Below are 20,340 nucleotides of genomic sequence, written 5' to 3' on the forward strand. Positions count from 1 at the left end.
CTTGTAGCTGCCGGATTTTATGGCCTGCAGAAGCAATGTGAGTAACACTTTCAGTGCTTGCGGAATTCATCGCTTAGACGCTGTATTGGTCGTGATCTTGAGACAGGGATGTCGCCGATCTGCGACAGCGCTTGAATCGGCGGTTGATTCGGGCGCGTGGAACAGCTTCTCGATTCCCAATAAAGGGGGAGCGGGACCGGGGCGGCGTTCATCATCTATTCATGAACAATTCGACGCGGTCTCAACTCGCCTGCGTGTCCTGCCGACGCGCGGCGCTCGCCTTGCTGCGCCTCAGCATCGCCAACGTGCCCCCGATCCAGGCGGGGCTGAACAGCAGACTCAACGCGATCACCGAAATCGTGACCTGATAGGCGAACTCGGTAATCAGGTTCGTGCGCTCCCCGACGGCAGCCAACACAAAACTGAATTCCCCGATTTGCGCCAGCACCGCACCGGCAAGAATGGAATGGCGCCAGGTATCGCCCAACATGCGGAACATCACGGCGTTGACGCCGGTATTGATCACCAGCACGGACAGCAACAGCGCGGCTACGAATGCCCAGTGTTCGATGACAAAGCCAAGGTCGACCAGCATCCCGATGGATACGAAGAAAACCGCCACGAACACCACGCGAAACGGTTCCAGACGATGGTGTACCCATCCGGTTTCCTTGGCGACGCCAACCAGCATGCCGCCCAGGAAAGCGCCCAGCGCCGTGGACAGATCGAACAGACCGGTAATCAACGCGAAACCCAGGCAGACCAGCACCGCGACAAACACCTGAAGCTCCTTGTCGGCGCGAAGCCGCGAGCCCAGGGGCAGCCGGACCTTGGTGCCGCGCATCATCCAGACGAGCAGTGCCGCGACGATGACGACCCCGATGGCCTGCAATGAGATCGTGTGGGGGTCGGGCCGGCCCCCGCCGAGAATCCCGACCACGATGAGCATGGGAATGATGGCCAGGTCCTGGGCCAGCAGCACACCGATGGTGTCTTCGCCCACCTTGGTCCGCAGCCGTCCGGAATCTTCCAGGTAATTCAGCACCACGGCTGTACTGGACAGGCTGATCACGAAGCCCAGCAGAACGATACGCGCCGTCGACCAGCCCACGAGTGTGCCAACGCCCCACATGATCGCAACCGAGGCGGTGATCTGGGCGAGGGTGCCAATCACGGTGATGCGCCAGTTTGCGATCAGCCGCTTGGGCGACGCCTCCATGCCGATAAAGAACAGCAGGAACATCACGCCGAATTCGCCCAGCCGCGCCACCGCATGCTGATCCGACATCATGCCCAGCCCGTAAGGGCCAAGAATGACCCCGGCCAACAGATACCCGACGACATGCGGCTGTTTGAGGATGCGCGAGGCCAGACCCACCGCGAGGATGACCAGCAGGGCCGCGACCAGCTTGAGCATGAGGGGGTCGAGATGCATGGCTCCAGTATGTCGCAACCCATACCGGCATAGAAACGGCCGCAGTTGCCGGCTGCGTCATCGCTTGCGCACGCGCCTTGCAGGTCGCATGTTTGGCTTATGCAGGCATCTCGACAAACGGCGGAGGCGCTGGATAGCGCCGACCCGCTGGCAGCCATTCGCGAGCAATTCGAGCTACCGCCGGCGGTGATTTATCTCGATGGTAATTCGCTTGGTCCGCTAACCGCCGCGTCGGCGCGAGCGGTGGAGCACAGCTTGAGGCAGGCCTGGGGCGAACAGCTCATCAAAAGCTGGAACACCGCGGGTTGGGTGGACCTGCCGCGACAGACCGGCCAGCGAATCGCGCCGCTGATTGGTGCCGGAGTGGACGATGTCCTGGTCGCTGACTCGACGTCAGTTAATCTTTACAAGCTGTTGGCCGCAGCGCTGACGTTGTCACCCGATCGCCGCACGATACTGACCGAAGCCGGCAATTTTCCGACGGATCTTTACATCAGCGATGCGGTGTCGCAGCGCCGACCAGGTGTGCAGGTACGCCGGGTCGAGGCTGACGGACTACTGAATGCGCTCGACGCCAGCGTGGCGGTCGTCGTGCTCAGCCATGTGAACTACCGCAGCGGCGCACGCCACGACATGGCGGCGATCAATGCGCGTGCCCATGCTGTGGGCGCTGTGGTGCTGTGGGATCTGGCCCATAGCGCGGGTGCGATCCCGGTGGATCTGGCCGGCAGTGGCGCTGATCTCGCCATCGGATGCGGCTACAAATTTCTGAACGGTGGACCGGGCGCGCCCGCTTTTCTATACGTGTCGCCGCAGCTCCAGGACCGCTTGCACAACCCGATTGCGGGCTGGTTTGGCCACGCCAATCCGTTCGCTTTCGAGGACCACTACCGCCCGGCGCCGGGAGTGGACCGCTGGCAGGTGGGCACCCCGCCGGTGCTGAGCCTCGCGAGCCTGCATGCCGCGCTGGAACCGTGGTCGGCAATCAGTATGGCCGATGTCGCGCAGAAATCCGTGCAGCTGTTCGACCTGATGGCAGCCTGCTTTGACGGTCCTTTGGCCGGCCTTGGATTCGACCTGATCACGCCAAGACAGGCGGAGGCCCGCGGCAGCCAGATCAGCCTGCGTCATCGACATGCCTGGCCGATCTGCCAGGCGTTGATTGCAGAGGGCGTGGTGGGCGATTTCCGAACCCCTGACGTCTTGCGCTTTGGCCTCACGCCGCTCTACTTGCGTCATGTGGATGTCTGGGATGCCTGCGAGCGACTGAGTCAGATCATGGCCACCGGCCGGTGGCGCCTGCCTGAGTTCCAGGCCCAACATCGAGTGACCTGACATGACACCGTTTGCCAGACGTGGACTCGCCTTATTCGCCGCCGGTTTGCTGGGGGCCTGTGCCAGCCAGCCACCAGAGGGGGATACGAGAACCGGAAGTCCTTCGCGGTCGGCTCCGCTGAGTTGGTCTCAGGTCCAAGCCATGCCGCTCCCGGCGCCCGGCGAGCGCCTGCACTACGGACCGGCATCGCCGCAGTATGGCGAGTTGCGTCTGCCTGCTGGGGCCGGCCCGCACCCCGTGGTCGTGATGATCCACGGCGGGTGCTGGCTATCGCAGTTCGACCTGACGTACTTCAGCCACCTGGCCGCTGCGTTGACACAACAGGGATTCGCGACCTGGTCGATTGAATATCGGCGTATCGGTGATCCGGATGGCGGCTGGCCGGGCACATTCCTGGATGTCGGCGCGGGGATCGATCACCTACGCGAACTGGCGGCGAGCCGGCCCCTGGATCTCGGTCGCGTCGCGACATTGGGTCACTCGGCGGGTGGTCAGCTGGCACTGTGGGCCGCCGCGCGCGACGACGCCCACAGCCTGCTGCCGGCCGATCACGCGCTGCCGATTCGCGCTGTGGTGGGCTTGGCTCCGATCACCGATATGGAGACTTACCGCGTCGGCCCGGATGGCAGTTGCCATGCGGCCGTGGATCAGGTGATGGGCGGTTCGCCTGATGAGCTCGGCGAGCGTTATGCGGCGGTGTCGCCAGCCGCGAGGTTGCCATTGCGCGTGCCGCTGCTGCTCATCAATGGTGCGAGCGATCCGATCGTTTCGCCGGAATCGGTTGAACAGTTCGCGCAGGCCGCGATGTTGGCCGACGACCCTGTTTCACTGCGAATCGTCGCGGGAGAGGGGCATTTCGACCCGGTGATTCCAGGCGGCGGATCTTGGTTGCAGATCACCGGCTTTCTTCACGCTGCGCTCGACAGCGACTGAGCGGAGTCAGGCGTCGGCTTTCGCTGCGCCGCCTCGAAACAGCTCCCAGCAAAGCCGGTCCCGACCCGACTGCTTGGCGATATAAAGTTGGCGGTCGGCGGTCAGCAGCAGGTCATTGCGCGTAGCCGTCACGCCGGGCGGCACTGACGACATTCCGCAGCTAGTCGTCACCCGAAGATCGATCGGCTGGCCGGCCGGATCGTGGAGTCGCAGAACGCGGATGCGTTGCAGTAGCTCGCCGAGCATGCGCTGCGCGTCCGACGCGTCGGCACCATAGAGAAACAAAGCGTATTCCTCTCCGCCCAGTCGCGCGGCGACATCGGTCGAACGGCGACATAGCAGGCGGATCTCCTCGCCGACGCTGCGTATGACTTCGTCGCCGACCACATGGCCGTACTGGTCATTCACCGATTTGAAGTAGTCGATATCAAGAATCGCCAGAGCCACCGGTCGTTCTTCGCGGCGGGCCACCTGTAGCAAGGCCTCGACCTGCTCGCGAAAATATGCGCGTGAGGCCATGCCAGTCAGGTCGTCGTAGTTCGCCCGGTAGGCCAGGTCCGACGTGTCCTTCCATGCACTTCGGGCGGCGTGCTCAACGGCCAAGGCGCCGACAAAGCTGACCAGGCAGATCATCAGCGCGGCGAAAATGTCGATCATCACCGACGGTTGCGGCGCTACCAGGCACAGTTCTGCAAGAATAATCGAACTGGTGACGAGCAGATAGAACACCACGTTGTATCGGGCGGTGAGTCCCGCCAGGGCGCCGAAACCAACGATGACAGTCGCCGGCACCGTGATCGGAATGTCGAAGCCGATGTGGCTGGCGGTTACGCGCAACGCCATCAGGTATGCGATGGCGGAGAGGTTCATCGCCGAAATCACCGCGATCAGGCGCAGACGCAACTGGGTCATCCAGTTCACGCCCAAGCTGAGCAGGGAGAACCCCAAGGTCATCCACCACAGCAATGATGGGATCGATTCGAATGCCGGTCTCGGAACCTGGAAGACGGCGGGCACCACCCATGGCGCGGTCGGCACGATCAAGATGAGCAGTACGATGCCGACCATGCGTCGGCCGCGGCCGGCATGCAGGAACGAACGCTGAAAACGGGTTTCCTGGTCAGGATCGATCTGCAGGAAATGGTTGCGATACCACGTCCGCACCCCGGACCAGGCATCGAGGCCGGTCCAAGCTTTACTCAACTGCATCTGCGCCTACCCCTAATCAACGCAAGGTGTGCCCCGATTGCTCCCCCGAGCATCGAACACCTATCGAAGCGGAAACATAACAGTCATGGGTAAACAATAGAAAAGGCCCGCACGTGGCGGGCCTTTTCCGTTTACGTGATCACAGCTCCTTGAGGCCAGTGATCATCTTGTTGCAAACCTCCTTGGCATCGCCAAACACCATGTTGGTGTTCTCGCCGAAGAACAGTTCGTTCTCGACACCGGAGAAGCCGGTGCCCTTGCCGCGCTTGATCACGAAGACCTCACGGGCCTGATCGACGTTGAGGATGGGCATGCCATAGATCGGGCTGGATTCGTTGGTCCGAGCCGCCGGGTTCACGACGTCGTTGGCGCCGATAACCAGGGCCGCATCGGCCTGGGCGAATTCCTCGTTGATCTCGTCCAGATCGAAGATCATGTCGTAAGGCACCCCGGCTTCGGCGAGCAGCACGTTCATGTGTCCGGGCATGCGGCCGGCGACCGGGTGGATTGCGAACTTCACCTCGACATCGGCCTTGGTCAGCGCCTGCGCGAACTCCCAGAGCTTGTGCTGGGCCTGGGCGACGGCCATGCCGTAACCCGGCACGATGATGACCTTGCCCGCGTAGCTCATCGAGATCGCCGCATCGGAGGCCTCGACCGACGTCATCGTGCCCTGCGGGCCGTCAGACTCCGCGCCGTCACTCGCACCGAAGCCCGAGAACAACACGTTGGCCAGCGAACGATTCATCGCCTTGGCCATCAGCAGGGTGAGCAGTGTTCCGGCGGCCCCGACCACGGTGCCGGCGATGATCATCGCCGCGTTGCCGAGCACGAAGCCTTCGAATGCCACGGCCAGGCCGGTGAGCGCGTTGTAGAGCGAGATCACCACGGGCATGTCCGCGCCGCCGATGGGCGTGGTCATGAACACGCCCAGGGTGAGCGCAATCAGGAAGAACACCGTGATCCAGAACGGTCCAGGGCCGGTAGAGGTCGCCAACGCCAGGCCAATACCGAACAGGAAGATCACCATCAGCGCGTTCACGCCCTGGTGCATCGGCACGGACCAGGCCTTTTTCATCAGGCCCTGCAACTTGGCGTAGGCGATGACGGAGCCCGACAGCGAAACCGCACCGATCACGCCACCGATCACCGCCAGCGCGGCCAGGCCGGCGCCGTGTGAGGTTGCCGCACCGGAGTACAGCTCCACCGCGGAGATCGCACCCGCGGCGCCGCCGCCCATGCCGTTGTAAAGCGCCACCATCTGCGGCATGTCGGTCATCTCGACCTTCTTGCCGGAAATCCACGCCGCCGCACCGCCAATGACGATCGCGGTGACGATCAGCCCGATGTTATGCAGGTCGGGGTAGAAGAACGTGGCCACCACGGCGAGCACCATGCCGATGCCGGCCCACTTGATGCCGCTGACCGCCGTTCTCGGCGACGCCATGCGCTTGAGGCCGAGAATGAACAGGACGGCGGCGACGAAATAACTCGCCTGAATCAGAAAACTCATGCTTGTCCCCTTAGTCCTTGCTCGACTTGAACATCTCGAGCATTCGCTCGGTCACGACGTAACCGCCGACCGCGTTGCCCGCGGCCAGCACCACACCGAGGAAGCCGATGGTCTGTTCAAGAATGGTGTCGGCGTGGCCCAGTGCCACCATCGCGCCGACCAGCACGATGCCGTGCACGAAGTTGGAGCCGGACATCAACGGCGTATGCAGAATCGCCGGCACCTTGCCGATAATCTCGTAGCCGGTGAAGGCCGCGAGCATGAAGATGTACAGGGCGACGAAGCCCGTGAGTGCAAGTTCAGGTGTCACTTGGAGCCCTCCAGAATCTGCTTGGCTTGTTCGTTGACGATCTCGCCATCGTGGGTGAGCAACGCGCCCTTGATGACATCGTCTTCCAGGTCCAGCGTCAGCTCGCCTTCCTTGATGAACAACTCCATCAAATTCAGCAGGTTGCGGGCATACATTTCGCTGGCATGCTCGGCGAGCATGGACGGCACGTTGAGCGGCGCCACGATGGTGACCTCGCCTACGGTGGTCGTCTTGCCGGGTTCGGAGAGTTCGCAGTTGCCGCCGCCTTCGGCGGCCAGGTCCACAATCACCGCGCCTGACTTCATCGACTCGACCATCGCCTTGGAAATGATCTTTGGCGAGGGACGGCCCGGAATCGAGGCTGTTGTGATGACGGCGTCGGCCGCGGCGATGTGTTTCTCCAGCATGGCCTGCTGGGCCGCCTTTTCCTCGTCGTTGAGTTCGCGGGCGTAGCCGCCTTCGGCATCGGCCTTGATGTCCGCCATGACGAACTTGGCGCCGAGGGATTCAACTTGTTCCTTGGCGGCTGTTCGCACGTCGTAGGCTTCGACCATCGCGCCGAGGCGACGCGCTGTGGCGATGGCCTGCAGACCCGCGACACCGGCGCCGATGACCAGCACCTTGGCCGGACGGATAGTGCCGGCGGCTGTTGTCAGCATCGGCAGAAAGCGCTCCAGTTCGCTGGCCGCGATCAGGGCCGCCTTGTAGCCGGAGGCCGCAGCCTGCGAGGACAGCGCGTCCATCGCCTGAGCGCGGGTAATACGCGGGATCAGTTCCATCGCCAGTGTCGTGATCTTGGCCTCGGCCAGGGCTTTCACGATCTCGGGATTGCGATGGGCGTACACGAAGCTGGCCAGGATGGCGCCGGCCTTCATGTTCTTGATGTCGGCCGCCTCGGGCGGGGCGACACGCAGGATCACATCGGCGGATTTGATTGCGGTCGCCTTTGCCTTGACGATTTTCGCGCCCTTGTCCTTGAACGCGGTATCCGGAATTCGGCTTCCCGCACCGGCACCGGTTTGCACGGATACATCCGTGCCCAGGCGGACCACACGATCGACCACAGCCGGAGCCATGGCAACGCGCTTCTCCCCGCTCGCCGACTCCTTGGGTACAAACAGCTTCACAGTCATGTGAAAGCGCTCCTCGGATCAAACAAATTGAATTTTAGGCAACACCAAGCGATCCCCGTGCTCAGGTGAATCGTTCGGTGATTCCCTTGTCGTGTCGTCGATACCGACGCTGTCCAGGCGCTACTTAAGAGAGCTCGGGTCGCGTTCGGAGTATCCACTGGGGAGCGCAAACACGCTGGACTCCAAATTAGGGTGCTCGACCCCTGTGAGCCGTTGTTTGCGTTGGCCTCCCCTGCTATCGATGAGTACCGGTACTCCGGGTAACTTGTCAGCACGAGGGGCGGCGCTGCCAGCAAACCCGGTCGCCTCGCCAAGCTTGGCGAGCAGGGCGTACATGGCCTGTACCGTCTCGTACTCCTCATCCGACAAACCCAGATCATCCGGGTCCGCAACGCAAAGTGTTTCCTTTGCGCCACGTTGCTCGACGACATAGTTCTCGCATTTCACGCCAGCCACGGTCAGCGAGGAGCCTGTGGCCTGTGGTTCCGGCGGTGCGGTTTTTTTCAGTGATCGTCCGCCGGTCATGCGCTGCATCATCTGCTCCGCCATGGCGCGCTGCTCGGGTGGCAGCTTGTCCATTTCGGCTTCCCACTCGGCGCGGGCGGCATCCATCTGCCCTCCGAGTTTCGCGATTCCGGCTTCGTCGATACGGGTGTAGCTCTTGTCGGTAGGGCTGACGATGAACAGGGTGTCCTCGCTGGCCTGGTAGAGCATCCACTCATTCGACTTGCCGCCGTCGATACGCACCGCCCCGTCCACTAGCCGCACCATCGACGCCGCGCTTTCATCCGTGGTGTCGAATGACAACACGGTATCGGCTATGGCGGCGGGTGCTACGCTCGCGGCGCAAAGAAACATCAGGGCGCGCATCAGGAATCCATATGAAGCAGGCAAATATGACCGTCGAAACGATGGACCGGCGAGTCTACTTGATCGATGCCTCGGTTTACATCTTCCGCGCCTGGTTCTCGTTACCGGATTCCATGACCGATGCTGTCGGCCGTCCGATCAACGCGTTGACGGGATTTTCCGACATGCTGAGCCGGCTAATTCGTGAGCGCGGCCCTCGCCAGATCGCGATCGCCTTCGATGAAAGCCTGACCAGCTCGTTCCGGAATCGGATCGATCCCAACTACAAGGCCAACCGCGAATCGGCGCCGGAAGAACTCAAGCATCAGTTCCGGATGGCACGGCAGCTCTGCGATGCGCTGGGTCTCTACCACCTCGCCTGCGAGGAGTTCGAGGCCGACGACTACATCGGCACGCTGGTGCAGGTCGCCCGTGATAGCGGCGCTGCGTCGATCATCGTCAGCCCGGATAAGGATCTCGCGCAGCTGCTCGGCCCGGGCGACCTCATCTGGGACTTCGCCAAGGACGAATGGCTGGATGGCGATGCCATTACCGCCAAGTTCGGTGTCACGCCCAGTCAAATGCTCGACTACCAGGCGCTGGTCGGCGACACCGTGGACAACATTCCCGGCATCGCGGGGGTCGGCCCCAAGGCCGCCATCGCCCTGCTCACTCGGTTTGGCTCGCTCGATGGCATCTACGCGGATCTGGATGCCGTGCTGGCAATGCCTGTGCGGGGCGCCAAACGCCTGCGCAAGCTGCTGGATGAGCAGCGTGACGCCGCCGAGCGATCACGCAAGCTGGCGTGCATCGTCACCGACATCCCCTTGGAATGCGCGGTCGAACGGCTGCAGTGGACGGGCTGCCCACCAGCCGATGCAGACAGCTTGCTCCGAGAAACCGGTCTCGGCACCGGCGCGATCAGTCGGCTGCTGGATGCCTGTGCCAATCTACCCGCCGCCTGATGTTTGGTGCGCCTGCACCAACAGGTTGACGCGCCACGGGTTGTATATCCGACTGTCGGCTTCATCTGGACAATAGACCGGCGTTGGTCATCTCGCAGGGCTGCGGTGATAACGACGCAACTCGGCGAGATGGCGATTCGCCATAGAACATTAAATCAACAAGCGTCGAGAACGGCTTGGTCGGCCTCAGGCGCGGCTTGGAATACGAGGAGACATGGATGCGCAACCTGCGACATCGAGCTTGGTCCGACCTGCTACGGGCAGCGCCGATATTACTGCTCTCAGCCTGTGGCTCGTCCGAGCCGCCGCTTGAAGAGCCTAGCGCGCAGGCTCTTGGATGCGCGGTAGCGGTTTCGACACAAGTGGCCGCTTGCCATTCCGATGCGCTGGCCGATCAGAACCTGTGCCTCGAGACCCAGAACGTGCCGTGCCTGGAGGCGATTGTCCCGGCAGCCAACAGGTTGATCGAACGTGTGGGCGATGCCTGCAACAGCGGCGAGTCGATTCGCCTAGGCGGGTTTGGTCCGGGCTGGGAGCCGGGAGCGTTTGCCCGCCAACAGGCGCAGGGATGTGCGGATGACATCCACCGATTAGTTGCCAGGAATTTTGGCGGACCGCAGGCTTCGCTGGTCACCCAAGGTCCGACCGACGGCGAAGCCAGCTGCTTGCAGGTGGCCTTTGAGCAATCCAGCCACGTCTTTGCTGCGGTTTACGATGACTACGCGCAATGTGCCTTGGATCCGGCTTGCGGTATCGATCCGGCGATGCGGGCGGTTGAGCACCAGACAGATGCGGCCATAGCGGTCGACGCGGCTTGCCCTGCTCGTGGGCTGGGGTCGGTGCTCGGAACGCCCACGATGCTGCATCTGCACCGAGCGGTGACTCAGGCCGAATGTGCCGTCGCCCTTGCGCATGGGGACACCGCTCGGCTGGGGCTTCGGTGTGGTCCTGACAATACGCGTCTTGCGGGCATCGAAATCCGTAACTCCGCTGGAGAACCGGTAGACCAATCGCTGCATGAACTGCCGCGGGGGGAGTCGTTCCAGCTCATCATGGATTCTGATGTGTGGGGCACGAGCTGCGGCGATGGATCCCCGTATGCGCCCTGGTTGCGCTTGGCACCCGAACCCGCACGGATGGATTCGATACTGATTCATCTGGAAGGCGCGGGCGCCTGCGCCGCGGGGACATGCGCTAATACAGACCCCGCCAAATTCCAGTCCTTGGGAGATCATCCGGAGGAGAGTTTCGGCGGCTACATGCGAGTGCGGGCCGATAACCCGTTTGCTAACCGCAGCCTGCTGTATCTGCCGTCTTGCAACCAGGACCTGTTTGTCGGCGGCGGCGTGGACGACCCAGGCCCCGGACCGTCCGGTAGGAGTCCAATCTACCGATACGGTGGGGTGAATCTCCGGGCGGCGCTGGAGATTTTGCGGGACGTGGTCTGGCAGCGCGTGCGCGCCAGCGACCCGCTGGGCTACCGGCCTGACCAATGGGATGTGTTCTTCTCGGGTACGTCATCCGGTGGCTACGGTGTGCAGTACAACCTGCACTATGTCCTTGATGAACTGCGTTGGCGGAACACCGTGGCTCAGGCCCATGCCGCGATCGTGCAAGGTGGTGGGCTAGTCCCGAACTTCGACACCTTCTTTGCGTTGATCGGCCAGACCTGGGGTCAGCAGCCCTACCTGCCGCCGTATTGTTTTGCTGACGAGTGTGCGAAGTCCGATGTGATCATTCCTCGACACCTCGAGCGCCTGCTAGAGGTGAGTCGCCAACGCCTGATGCTCAGTTCGGCACAGAACGACCATACGCAGGCGCGCACCCAGGGATTCATGATCGCGGCCGGCGGTGTGACACTGGCGGACAATCGCGAGCAGTGGATTAACGGCCTGCGCGATGTCTATTGCCAGCTGCGGGGAGACCCGGCGCTGCAGGCCTTTCTGCCAGCCAACCTCGGCGAGGGTATCCACGGATTCATCAACAAGGATGAGTTTTACGACACGTCGCTACCCGAGACCCAGCAGGCGCTCGCCGATGGCGTGCACATTTTCGACTGGATGGATGCGGTCGTGAACGGCGCAATTGACGAGGCCGTGGACCGGGTCGAGGAAGGCGAACTGACGATTGAGCGACCGCGCGTCCAGGGTTTCGCTTGCGGTGTCGCGCCTTAGCGCCGGCGCTGGGTGCCGTTCAGCCATCGTTACTCCAGATGCTCGACCAGCACGTCGGAGTACGTCTGGATACGCGCCACATAGCGAACCGGTTCGTGGCCTCGGGCGTAGCCATATTTGAGCTTGGGATACACCGACTTATCGGATAGCAGCGGCAGGACGGTTTTCATGTCCTCCCATTCATAGGGGCTCTTGCCCATTTCGCGCGCCAGTGACTGGGCGTCGTGCATGTGGGCACGGCCGATGTTGTAGGCGGCGAGTGCCAGATAGGTGAGGTCCGGTTCCTTCACTTCATCGGAAAATCGGCCCTTCATCTTGGCCAGGTACTCGCTTCCGCCATTTATGCTTTGCCGCGGGTCGAGGCGGTCAGTGACGCCCAGTGACTTTGCGGTAGGTTGGGTGAGCATCATCACGCCGCGCACGCCGGTTGGACTCTTGGCCTTCGGGTCCCAGTGCGATTCCTGATATGCCTGGGCTGCGAGCAGAACCGGGTCCACGTTGTGCGTCTCTCCCGCGCGCTGGAAATGGCGGTCGAGCTTGGGGTATCGCTCGTCGATCCGGCGGGTAAACGCCCGCATGTCGACAAAATCAAACTCCTCCGTGGCGGCGAGGTAACGCGTCTGGGTGGCGGACATCAAGGCAGCCGTCTCCGCCTTGCCCAGCCAGGTATTCACGGCCTTGGTCAGTCGCGTCGATTGCAATGGCATGGCCCAGGCGAGATCGCGCAGGCCGGTGAGCGGGAACTCGGCGATCAGGGTCGGGAAGTACCGCCGATTGAGCGCGAAGATATGCGAATCGGCGACCGTGCAATCCAGGGTCTTCGACCACACTTGGCGCAGTAACGATTCGGTGGTCGCATCCGCCGTACTCACGGCGAGGCCTGGTGAGGATTCAGCCAGGGTTGTCAGCGTGTCCGCATAGCTACTGCGCCTTGCGACCTTGAGCGAAACCGACGACAGCGTGTCCAGCGATTTGGCACGGGCGCCATCACGGTTACAGATCACCTGTTCGGTGATTTGCAGCGTTGGCTTGGAGAACGCGAAGCGTTCGGCCCGGGCCGGCGTGACCGTAAGGCCGGCCGCTGCGAGATCGGCCCGGCCGCTGGCAACGGCTTCCAGAACGCTGGCGGTGGAATCGGCCTCTACCAGTTCCAGGGACAGGCCCAGGGACTGTGCAAACGCCGACACCCGGTCGAACTCCAGCCCGGCGGGCTGTCCGAACCGGTCGACGTACCAGGTGGTGGGGGCATTGCGCGTGGCCACCCGCAAGACCCCGGCGGCCTTAATGGCGTTCAGATCACGGACTTCGGCGCCCGGCGGATCAGCCGGGCCTGTCGATATGTCGCCAGCGCCGCAGCCGGCCAGCCATGCCGCGCCGAGCGCGAGCAGAGTTCGGTACAAAACACGTCCCCGTTCATTCCAGCTTCGCCGTCCGACGCTACCAAACCCGGCGTATCGGCAGGGTGAACAGGGAGTGTCAGTCGCGCCGCTGCTGGGCAAGCTTGTCGAAGTCCTTGGCGAAGTCGGAGATGTAATCCACCAGCTTGGCGCGCTGGCGTTCGGTGGTGATGGCGCTGATCGCCGCGGCCAGGTCCAGCCAGCGATCTTCGTTGCGCTGGCGGAGCGCAAGCAAGTGTTCGGGAACAAGCGCGGCATCATCAAAGAGCAGGTGGGCGGCGCGCTCCGCGAAGCCGGGCTCATCGCGGCTTGCAAGCGTGAGCGCGAAGGCATCACGCCAGCGACGCGAATGATCCAGCCACTCGGCGGGCCGGGATTCGCGGGTTCGAGACCAGTCTTCGATCAGCGCCTTTTGATCATCGCTCAGGCGGCCGTAGCGGTCTTCCATCCAGTTCTTCACGCGTTTGACCGCATCCTCGCGTCGGTCCTCGTCTGTCTGGTCTTCCAGTTTTTCGGCCGCCTCTGCGATGTTGTCGTCCACCTCCTCGAGCAGCGAGGCAACCTGCGCGTCGTCCAGCATCGCCAGCAAGGTCACGGTTTCGGGCGTGGCGCGTTCCAGCGTCCGCCTGACATGGCCCTGGATCATCGTCAGCGCCTGTGTGATGTGTTCCCGGCTCAATGGTTGTTGCGCCTGCTCGGCGAGGCTGCGCAAATCTGCAACGTAAAGCGGCAGCTGTTCGTGGCGGTGCCACAACCACAGGGCCTCGAAGCGCGGCTTGAACCAGTCTTCCTGGCGCTGGGTCAGGTCGAAGTATTTGCCGATTTCGCGTTTGGCGAACCAGTCGAGGTGGTTGTAGCCGAACTTCGTCGCGGTACTGCAACCGCTGCCGCTCAGCGCCCAGACGGCAACCAGCCCCGCGACGGCGAAACGCCTGATATGTCGATTCATTTGATCCATTGGTCGAAGCATAGGCTGGCCTGTTCATGCAGAAAGGCGTGTCGTTTCACCAGGGTCGGCACGTCCCGATCGTAGCCCCCGCCAATGACGCAGGCGATGGGCACCGCCCGTTGCAGACATTGTTCGATCACGTAGCGGTCGCGGGCGCGCATGCCGTCGTCGCTCAGCGCAAGGTGACCGAGCCGGTCAGCGACATGGACGTCCGCACCGGCGTCGTAGAGCACGCAATCGGGTTGAAAGCTCTCGACGACCGCTGGAACGTGGTCCGCCAGCGCCTGAAGATAGGCGGCATCCCCGGTATCGCGCGGCAGGGCCACGTCCCGATCACTTTGAGCCTTACGCGCAGGAAAGTTGGTCGCGGCATGAAAGGACAAGGTGAACACGCGGGGGTCGTGCTCGAAGATTCGGGCGGTTCCGTCGCCCTGATGCACATCGCAGTCGATGACGAGTACCCGCGAGGCCCGCCCCGTGTGCAACGCCCAGGCGGCAGCGACGGCGAGGTCATTGAGCAGACAGTAGCCCGAGCCGAAGTCGTGATGGGCGTGGTGGGTGCCGCCTGCGCAATGCGTCGCCAGACCAAGGTCCAGCGCCAACTGCAGGGTATGACAGGTGCCGCCCACGGCCGTGACCGACCGTGTGACCAAGCCGCGGGACCACGGTAGCCCCTGACGCCGGATTTCGGCCGCACTCAGCTCCCCGTGGAGAAAACGCCGGAGGTAGTCGCGACTGTGCACGAGCGCCAACCGCGCGGTGTCGGCGGGTTCCGGCACATGAAACTGGTCGGCCGTCGCGATCCCCTGCGCGAGCAATTCCGCGTGCAGCATGCCGAACTTGCTCATCGGAAACGGATGGCGATCGGGTAGCAACACCTGGGAATAAACCGGGTGATAGACGATGGGCAGGCGGTTCACGAAGCTGAATTGACCATGTGTTTCCCTGGCGTGGTCGCTGGCGAAGCGGCTTGAGCAGCGGCTTAACCGGTGGTGAGGAGCGCCAGCGCCTCATCGCACCACGTGACCCAGCTGTGGTGGTAGAGCACGCCGCTACGTAGTGCCAGATACCGACAGCGCCGGGTGGGGTCGTCGCCCGGTCCGTTGCTGAAATCGCCTTGCTCGATCTGCTGGAACAGCGTGAGTTTGTCGGCATGCAATTGCCGGTGGCGTCGAATTTCGGGCAGTACATGCGCTGCACCGAGAAGTGCCGCGCCACGTACTTTGACCATCAGACTTTCGCGTACGGGCTCGGGGCCGACCGGGGCCTTTAGCCACTCGGTTAGCGCGCCACGGCCGGCATCGGTGATCGCGTACACCCGTTTATCGGGCTTGCCGGATTGTGCGACCGCCTCGGCGGAGACCCATCCGGCTGCCTCCAGCTTGGGCAGTTCGCGATACATCTGCTGGTGACTGGCGCGCCAGAAATAACCGATGGAACGGTCGAAGCGGCTCACCAGGTCGTAGCCGGAGGCGGGCCGCTCGGCCAGCGAAACCAGGATGGCGTGTTTCAATGACATCGGTTGACTATGCAACAAGGTGCATATAACGTCGACCCCCGCATCTGGCCCGCAGAGGATTCCCCGTGAGCGAACGCGTCATCATCGACCGCCAGGGCGACATTGCCCATGTGCGCCTGAACCGCCCGGAAAAACACAACGGCATGGACTTCACCATGCTCAAGTCGGTCGTGAAGACCGGGCAATCGCTGGCCAAGGATCGAGATCTGCGCGCCGTGGTGCTGTCAGGCAACGGACCGAGCTTCTGCGCCGGTCTGGATGTGAAAGCGATGTTTGCCGACCCCAAGCGCATGGCCCACGGCCTCGCGGCGCTGCACAGTCCGGTGACCAACATCTTCCAGCAATGGGGCATGGTCTGGCGGGCGCTGCCGGTGCCGGTGATCGCGACGATTCATGGCAACTGCTTCGGGGCGGGCATTCAGCTGGCGCTGGCCGCCGACATCCGCATCGCGACCCCGGATTCCAAACTCTCCGTCATGGAGGCGAAGTGGGGTTTGGTGCCGGACATGAGCGGCATGGTCACGCTGCGCGAGCTGCTGCCGATGGACGTCGCCAAGGAGCTGACCTTCACCGGGCGCGTGCTGTCAGGCGAGCAAGCCCTGGATCTCGGACTGGTGACGCATCTCGCCGAAGACCCGGCCGCCAAGGCGGAAGAGCTCATCGCCGAAATGCTGACCCGTTCGCCAGACGCCATCGCCGCCGGCAAGGCGCTGATTCACGACGCCTGGCTGGCAGACGAGGCCGGCGCATTGGCGGCCGAACGTCGCTGGCAGCGCAAGCTCATGGGGCGCAAGAACCAGCGTATCGCCGCCAAGCGCAATGCCGAGATCGCGCAGTCGGAGACTGGCGAGGCCAGCACGCCGTACGAACCCCGCAAGCTGGGCTAGGCCCTTCCTCAACCTCAGGCAGCACAAGAGAATCTTCACGTGACCAGTTCCTATCCTCATCTGCTACAGCCTCTTGATCTCGGTTTCACAACCCTGCGCAACCGCGTGCTGATGGGGTCGATGCACACCGGCCTGGAAGACAAGGTCAAGGATTTCCCCAAGCTCGCTGCCTACTTCCGCGAGCGCGCCGCCGGCGGCGTGGGGCTGATCGTGACCGGCGGGTTTTCGCCGAATATGGAAGGCTGGCTTTATCCCATGGCGTCCAAGCTGTCGTCGCGGCGGGAGGTTGACCGCCACCGTCAGGTCACCGACGCCGTGCATGAAGAGGGCGGCAAAATCTGCCTGCAGCTGCTGCATGCCGGACGCTACAGCTACCACCCGTTGTCGGTGTCGGCCTCGTCGGTCAAAGCGCCGATTAATCCGTTCCGACCGCGTGGGTTGTCGAACTGGGGCATCTGGCGTCAGATCAAGGCCTACGCCCGCGCGGCAAAGCTGGCGAAGGAAGCCGGTTACGACGGTGTCGAGATCATGGCCAGCGAAGGCTATTTTCTAAACCAGTTCACCTGTGCGCGCACCAACCATCGCAGCGATCAGTGGGGCGGTTCGGTGGAAAATCGCTGCCGCCTGCCGGTGGAAGTGGTCAAGCACGTCCGCGCGGCGGTCGGCGAGGATTTCATCATCGTCTACCGGCTATCGATGCTGGATCTGGTCGAAGGCGGCAACACCTGGGACGAGATCGTCTACCAAGGCAAGGCGGTCGAGGCCGCCGGCGCCACGATTATCAACACCGGCATTGGCTGGCACGAGGCGCGGGTGCCCACCATCGTCACCTCGGTGCCGCGCGCGGCCTTTGTCGAAGTGACGCAGCGGATGAAGTCCGAGCTGTCGATCCCGCTGATCACCACCAACCGCATCAACGACCCGAAGGTCGCCGAGGACATACTCGCCGCCGGTCAGGCGGACATGGTGTCCATGGCTCGGCCGCTGCTCGCGGATGCCGCCTTCGTGAACAAGGCCGCCGACGGTCGCGCGGATGAGATCAACATCTGCATCGCCTGCAACCAGGCCTGCCTGGACCACACCTCCCAGCTCAAGCGGGCCAGTTGGCTGGTGACCCCGCGCGCCTGCCACGAGACCGAACTGAACTTCGAGCCGACCACGGCGCCGAAGCACTTCGCCGTGGTCGGTGCCGGGCCGGCCGGCCTCGCCTTCGCTGTCGAGGCTGCAAAACGCGGGCACCAGGTCACGCTGTTCGACAAGGCAGACCAGGTCGGCGGGCAGTTCAACATGGCCAAGCGCATTCCCGGCAAGGAGGAGTTCGAGTTCTCGCTGCAGTACTACCAGCGCCAGCTCGAAGTCGCCGGGGTGACTGTGAAGCTGAACACCGAAGCCACCGTGGAGCAGCTAACCGATGCGGGTTTTGACGAGGTCGTGCTCGCCACCGGCGTCAGCCCCCGCGTGCCGCATATTCCCGGTATCGACCACGACAAGGTGCTCATCTACACCGACGTGCTGCGCAACAACGCGCCCGTTGGCAAGACGGTGGCCGTCGTCGGGGCCGGCGGGATCGGCTTCGATGTGTCCGAGTTTCTGGTGCAGGACACATCGCCGACGTTGGATGCCGCTGCCTGGCGCGAGGAATGGGGCGTGGATCTCAGCGTCAGCACGCCCGGTGGTCTGCTCCCCAAGCAGCCGGAACCGCCGGCGCGCACGGTCTACTTGCTGCAACGCAAGGATGAAAAACTCGGCAAGCGCCTGGGCAAGACCAGCGGCTGGGTGCACCGCACCAGCCTGATGGACAAGCAGGTGCAGATGATCGGCAACGTGACCTACGACCGCATCGACGATCTCGGTCTGCACATCTTCATCGGCGACGAGCCACAGGTGTTGGACGTGGACCACGTTGTCATCTGCGCCGGTCAGGAGCCACTGCGAGAGCTGGTGGACGGACTGGAATCCGCTGGCAAGACCTACCACCTGATCGGCGGCGCCGATGTGGCTGCCGAACTCGACGCGAAGCGCGCGATTCGTCAGGCCAGCGAGCTGGCGGCGGTGGTCTAGCTTTGGTGATTCGCTAGGGAAACTCTAGGACGTTCCTGTTGGCGGTTTGGTTGAAATCCCGTGACCCCGGAGGTCATTCGCGGCCACCGCCAGCTGCTGTCGCAGTTGGTGGGCGGTGACAGAGGACCACAGGAAGAACGCTGCGGCGAGTAGTCCAAGCTGGCACAGCACCAGTCCGAGGCTGACCCGCAGCGGGATCACGGTGCCAAAGGTGCCTGCGTTGTCCAGGCGGCGCCCATCCAGGTAAGCGAAAGAGAGCCAGCTGCAGTAGAGCACCAGCAACACCACCAGCAACAGGCTCGACACGGGCGCGCGGCGACCGCTCCAAAGCCAGAGGCCCAGGGTGGCTTCACCCGCGACTGAGGCCAGCGCCATCGGTAGGGGGCCCCAGTCGGGCAACAGGCCGTAGGTACTCACCACCGAGACAAAGCCCGTCAGGTCCACCAGCTTGGTCAGCGCAGACACTATCAGCAGGCTGCCAAAGAACAGCCGACCGATGCGGTTGAAGGCGGGCTCGCTCATGTGCTTGTTTTTCCCCAGACCAACGCGCCAGGTCGATGCCGGGCTTCCTGTCGTTGCTCAGGCGAGGCCCGAGTCCAGATTCATTATGATGTCTGCTGATTTTTAAAAGCAACGCAGGGATGCCATGTCAAAGTTCTTGATCGCCGCCGGCATCGTCATCGGCCTACTGGGCCTGGGCACCTACGCGTACATCGAGACGCATCCCCAGGAAGCATTCGAACTGGCGCTGCGCGCCGAGCGTGACCGCGCCATGCTCAGCGTTAAGTCGGTGAATGTGGACGGCGATACCTGGCCGTACCTCGACGGTGGCGAAGGCGACGTTGTCCTGCTGCTCCACGGGTTCGGGGGTGATAAGGACAATTGGACGCGTTTTGGCGGCCATTTGACCCCAGATCACCGCGTGATCGCTCCTGACCTGCCGGGTTTCGGTGGCAACGCCCGGCATGAGGATCAGTCCTACGACATCGCCAGCCAGCGTGACCGGCTTGCGGCCTTCGTCGAAACCCTCGGGCTGGAGCGCTTTCATCTGGCAGGCAACTCCATGGGGGGGAATCTCGCCGCCGCGTACGCCCACAGCTACCCTGAAAAGCTGCTGTCCTTGGGGCTACTGGATGCTGCCGGTGTCGAATCCCCCGTCCCCAGCGAGCTTGCGCGCGAGGTCGAGGCAACCGGACGCGTCGCGCTGATTCCGCGCACGCGGGAGGACTACGACCACATGGTGGACATGGTGTTCGAGGACAAGCCGTGGGTGCCCCCGTTCGTGGTCGAAGCGCTGGCTCAGCGCGCGATCGAAAACGCGGACTTCCGCCAGAAAATCTTTGTCGAGTACCGTACGAATCTGTTCCGGCTGGAGCCGGTATTACCGGAGATCCAGACCCCGACGCTGATCATCTGGGGCGACTCGGACCGCCTGATTCACGTATCCGCAGCGCGGGTGATGGACGACCTGCTGCCGAACTCCGAGTTGGCCATCATGGAAGGCATGGGGCATTGCCCGATGATTGAAGATCCGCGGGCCACGGTGGAGTTGTACGGGCCGTTCATTGATCGGCATACGCCGGCCGGCCTGTGATGGCTGGAGTGGATCGGGGCCGGGTGCGGGCTTATCCCCAGCTCGGGTCAGCGGTGCACCCCGCGGGCCAGCCAAC

At 63.2% G+C, this 20,340-nt stretch carries 18 protein-coding genes; 7 read left to right on the forward strand and 11 right to left on the reverse strand.

The annotated features are described in order from the left end of the window. Positions 1-241 precede the first annotated feature (241 nt). On the reverse strand, positions 242-1,435 hold the full coding sequence (locus ACE1EY_RS07245) for a cation:proton antiporter (protein WP_291512672.1): 1,194 nt from the start codon (positions 1,433-1,435) through the stop codon (positions 242-244). 99 nt (positions 1,436-1,534) lie between these two features. Between ACE1EY_RS07245 and kynU the strand changes: the two genes are divergently transcribed. Both kynU and ACE1EY_RS07255 read left to right on the forward strand, forming a co-directional pair. Beyond that, on the forward strand, positions 1,535-2,770 hold the full coding sequence (kynU, locus tag ACE1EY_RS07250) for a kynureninase (RefSeq protein WP_370299815.1): 1,236 nt from the start codon (positions 1,535-1,537) through the stop codon (positions 2,768-2,770). Positions 2,771-2,912: 142 nt separating this feature from the next. Then, positions 2,913-3,704, forward strand: coding sequence for an alpha/beta hydrolase (locus ACE1EY_RS07255; protein WP_291512670.1), 792 nt, complete (start codon positions 2,913-2,915; stop codon positions 3,702-3,704). Between the two features lie 6 nt (positions 3,705-3,710). Here the strand turns inward: ACE1EY_RS07255 and ACE1EY_RS07260 are convergent, their stop codons facing one another. The 5 genes from ACE1EY_RS07260 to ACE1EY_RS07280 all read right to left on the reverse strand — a co-directional run bounded on the left by ACE1EY_RS07260 (position 3,711) and on the right by ACE1EY_RS07280 (position 8,739). Then, the gene (locus ACE1EY_RS07260; RefSeq protein WP_373928061.1) at positions 3,711-4,913 is read right to left on the reverse strand and encodes a diguanylate cyclase; all 1,203 of its coding nucleotides are present in this window, start codon (positions 4,911-4,913) and stop codon (positions 3,711-3,713) included. Positions 4,914-5,052: 139 nt separating this feature from the next. Next, positions 5,053-6,426, reverse strand: coding sequence for an NAD(P)(+) transhydrogenase (Re/Si-specific) subunit beta (locus ACE1EY_RS07265; RefSeq protein WP_291512668.1), 1,374 nt, complete (start codon positions 6,424-6,426; stop codon positions 5,053-5,055). 10 nt (positions 6,427-6,436) lie between these two features. Continuing rightward, a complete protein-coding gene (locus tag ACE1EY_RS07270; RefSeq protein ID WP_370299823.1) occupies positions 6,437-6,688 on the reverse strand; it encodes an NAD(P) transhydrogenase subunit alpha in 252 nt (83 codons plus the stop codon). Between the two features lie 44 nt (positions 6,689-6,732). Beyond that, positions 6,733-7,869, reverse strand: coding sequence for a Re/Si-specific NAD(P)(+) transhydrogenase subunit alpha (locus tag ACE1EY_RS07275; RefSeq protein ID WP_291512666.1), 1,137 nt, complete (start codon positions 7,867-7,869; stop codon positions 6,733-6,735). Between the two features lie 120 nt (positions 7,870-7,989). Further along, positions 7,990-8,739 carry a hypothetical protein gene (locus ACE1EY_RS07280; protein WP_291512665.1) on the reverse strand — a complete coding sequence of 250 codons (750 nt, stop codon included), beginning with the start codon at positions 8,737-8,739 and terminating at the stop codon, positions 7,990-7,992. A 26-nt stretch (positions 8,740-8,765) separates the two neighbouring features. Here ACE1EY_RS07280 and ACE1EY_RS07285 point away from each other — a divergent pair, with 26 nt between their 5' ends. Further along, on the forward strand, positions 8,766-9,683 hold the full coding sequence (locus ACE1EY_RS07285; protein WP_291512664.1) for a 5'-3' exonuclease H3TH domain-containing protein: 918 nt from the start codon (positions 8,766-8,768) through the stop codon (positions 9,681-9,683). 218 nt (positions 9,684-9,901) lie between these two features. Continuing rightward, on the forward strand, positions 9,902-11,857 hold the full coding sequence (locus ACE1EY_RS07290) for a hypothetical protein (RefSeq protein ID WP_291512663.1): 1,956 nt from the start codon (positions 9,902-9,904) through the stop codon (positions 11,855-11,857). A 29-nt stretch (positions 11,858-11,886) separates the two neighbouring features. On the opposite strand, the gene mltF is transcribed toward ACE1EY_RS07290, so the two are convergent. The 4 genes from mltF to ACE1EY_RS07310 form a co-directional block, all read right to left on the reverse strand. Beyond that, positions 11,887-13,257, reverse strand: a complete 1,371-nt coding sequence (gene mltF, locus ACE1EY_RS07295; RefSeq protein ID WP_291512662.1) for a membrane-bound lytic murein transglycosylase MltF — start codon at positions 13,255-13,257, stop codon at positions 11,887-11,889. Positions 13,258-13,333: 76 nt separating this feature from the next. After that, complete coding sequence (locus ACE1EY_RS07300) at positions 13,334-14,203, reverse strand: DUF6279 family lipoprotein (protein ID WP_370299817.1); 870 nt, start codon at positions 14,201-14,203, stop codon at positions 13,334-13,336. Beyond that, positions 14,200-15,123 (reverse strand): histone deacetylase, encoded by a 924-nt coding sequence (locus ACE1EY_RS07305; protein WP_370299818.1) that lies wholly within the window; start codon positions 15,121-15,123, stop codon positions 14,200-14,202. The genes ACE1EY_RS07300 and ACE1EY_RS07305 overlap by 4 nt, the downstream gene beginning before the upstream one ends. Positions 15,124-15,185: 62 nt before the next feature. Continuing rightward, positions 15,186-15,722, reverse strand: a complete 537-nt coding sequence (locus tag ACE1EY_RS07310; RefSeq protein ID WP_370299819.1) for a PadR family transcriptional regulator — start codon at positions 15,720-15,722, stop codon at positions 15,186-15,188. Positions 15,723-15,787: 65 nt separating this feature from the next. Between ACE1EY_RS07310 and ACE1EY_RS07315 the strand changes: the two genes are divergently transcribed. Continuing rightward, on the forward strand, positions 15,788-16,609 hold the full coding sequence (locus ACE1EY_RS07315; protein ID WP_291512658.1) for a crotonase/enoyl-CoA hydratase family protein: 822 nt from the start codon (positions 15,788-15,790) through the stop codon (positions 16,607-16,609). 39 nt (positions 16,610-16,648) lie between these two features. Further along, positions 16,649-18,670 carry an FAD-dependent oxidoreductase gene (locus tag ACE1EY_RS07320; protein WP_370299820.1) on the forward strand — a complete coding sequence of 674 codons (2,022 nt, stop codon included), beginning with the start codon at positions 16,649-16,651 and terminating at the stop codon, positions 18,668-18,670. A 24-nt stretch (positions 18,671-18,694) separates the two neighbouring features. Here ACE1EY_RS07320 and ACE1EY_RS07325 read toward each other — a convergent pair whose 3' ends face one another. Next, entirely contained in the window at positions 18,695-19,192 is a 498-nt protein-coding gene (locus tag ACE1EY_RS07325) for a MauE/DoxX family redox-associated membrane protein (protein WP_291512656.1), read from the reverse strand. A gap of 124 nt (positions 19,193-19,316) precedes the next feature. Between ACE1EY_RS07325 and ACE1EY_RS07330 the strand changes: the two genes are divergently transcribed. Next, positions 19,317-20,264, forward strand: a complete 948-nt coding sequence (locus ACE1EY_RS07330; RefSeq protein WP_370299822.1) for an alpha/beta fold hydrolase — start codon at positions 19,317-19,319, stop codon at positions 20,262-20,264. Positions 20,265-20,340 lie beyond the last annotated feature (76 nt).

Origin of the sequence: Abyssibacter sp., assembly GCF_964229365.1 — a bacterium.
In the GTDB taxonomy this organism is placed as follows: domain Bacteria; phylum Pseudomonadota; class Gammaproteobacteria; order Nevskiales; family OUC007; genus Abyssibacter.

What these genes read in the sequence shown, in the direction of transcription:
- ACE1EY_RS07310 (WP_370299819.1), bottom strand. Translation starts at nt 15,722, where the DNA reads ATGTCATTGAAACACGCCATCCTGGTTTCGCTGGCCGAGCGGCCCGCC.
- ACE1EY_RS07245 (WP_291512672.1), bottom strand. Translation starts at nt 1,435, where the DNA reads ATGCATCTCGACCCCCTCATGCTCAAGCTGGTCGCGGCCCTGCTGGTC.
- ACE1EY_RS07280 (WP_291512665.1), bottom strand. Translation starts at nt 8,739, where the DNA reads ATGCGCGCCCTGATGTTTCTTTGCGCCGCGAGCGTAGCACCCGCCGCC.
- ACE1EY_RS07285 (WP_291512664.1), top strand. Translation starts at nt 8,766, where the DNA reads ATGACCGTCGAAACGATGGACCGGCGAGTCTACTTGATCGATGCCTCG.
- ACE1EY_RS07325 (WP_291512656.1), bottom strand. Translation starts at nt 19,192, where the DNA reads ATGAGCGAGCCCGCCTTCAACCGCATCGGTCGGCTGTTCTTTGGCAGC.
- ACE1EY_RS07255 (WP_291512670.1), top strand. Translation starts at nt 2,913, where the DNA reads ATGCCGCTCCCGGCGCCCGGCGAGCGCCTGCACTACGGACCGGCATCG.
- ACE1EY_RS07330 (WP_370299822.1), top strand. Translation starts at nt 19,317, where the DNA reads ATGTCAAAGTTCTTGATCGCCGCCGGCATCGTCATCGGCCTACTGGGC.
- ACE1EY_RS07290 (WP_291512663.1), top strand. Translation starts at nt 9,902, where the DNA reads ATGCGCAACCTGCGACATCGAGCTTGGTCCGACCTGCTACGGGCAGCG.
- ACE1EY_RS07265 (WP_291512668.1), bottom strand. Translation starts at nt 6,426, where the DNA reads ATGAGTTTTCTGATTCAGGCGAGTTATTTCGTCGCCGCCGTCCTGTTC.
- kynU (WP_370299815.1), top strand. Translation starts at nt 1,535, where the DNA reads ATGCAGGCATCTCGACAAACGGCGGAGGCGCTGGATAGCGCCGACCCG.
- ACE1EY_RS07270 (WP_370299823.1), bottom strand. Translation starts at nt 6,688, where the DNA reads ATGCTCGCGGCCTTCACCGGCTACGAGATTATCGGCAAGGTGCCGGCG.
- ACE1EY_RS07260 (WP_373928061.1), bottom strand. Translation starts at nt 4,913, where the DNA reads ATGCAGTTGAGTAAAGCTTGGACCGGCCTCGATGCCTGGTCCGGGGTG.
- ACE1EY_RS07275 (WP_291512666.1), bottom strand. Translation starts at nt 7,869, where the DNA reads ATGACTGTGAAGCTGTTTGTACCCAAGGAGTCGGCGAGCGGGGAGAAG.
- ACE1EY_RS07300 (WP_370299817.1), bottom strand. Translation starts at nt 14,203, where the DNA reads ATGAATCGACATATCAGGCGTTTCGCCGTCGCGGGGCTGGTTGCCGTC.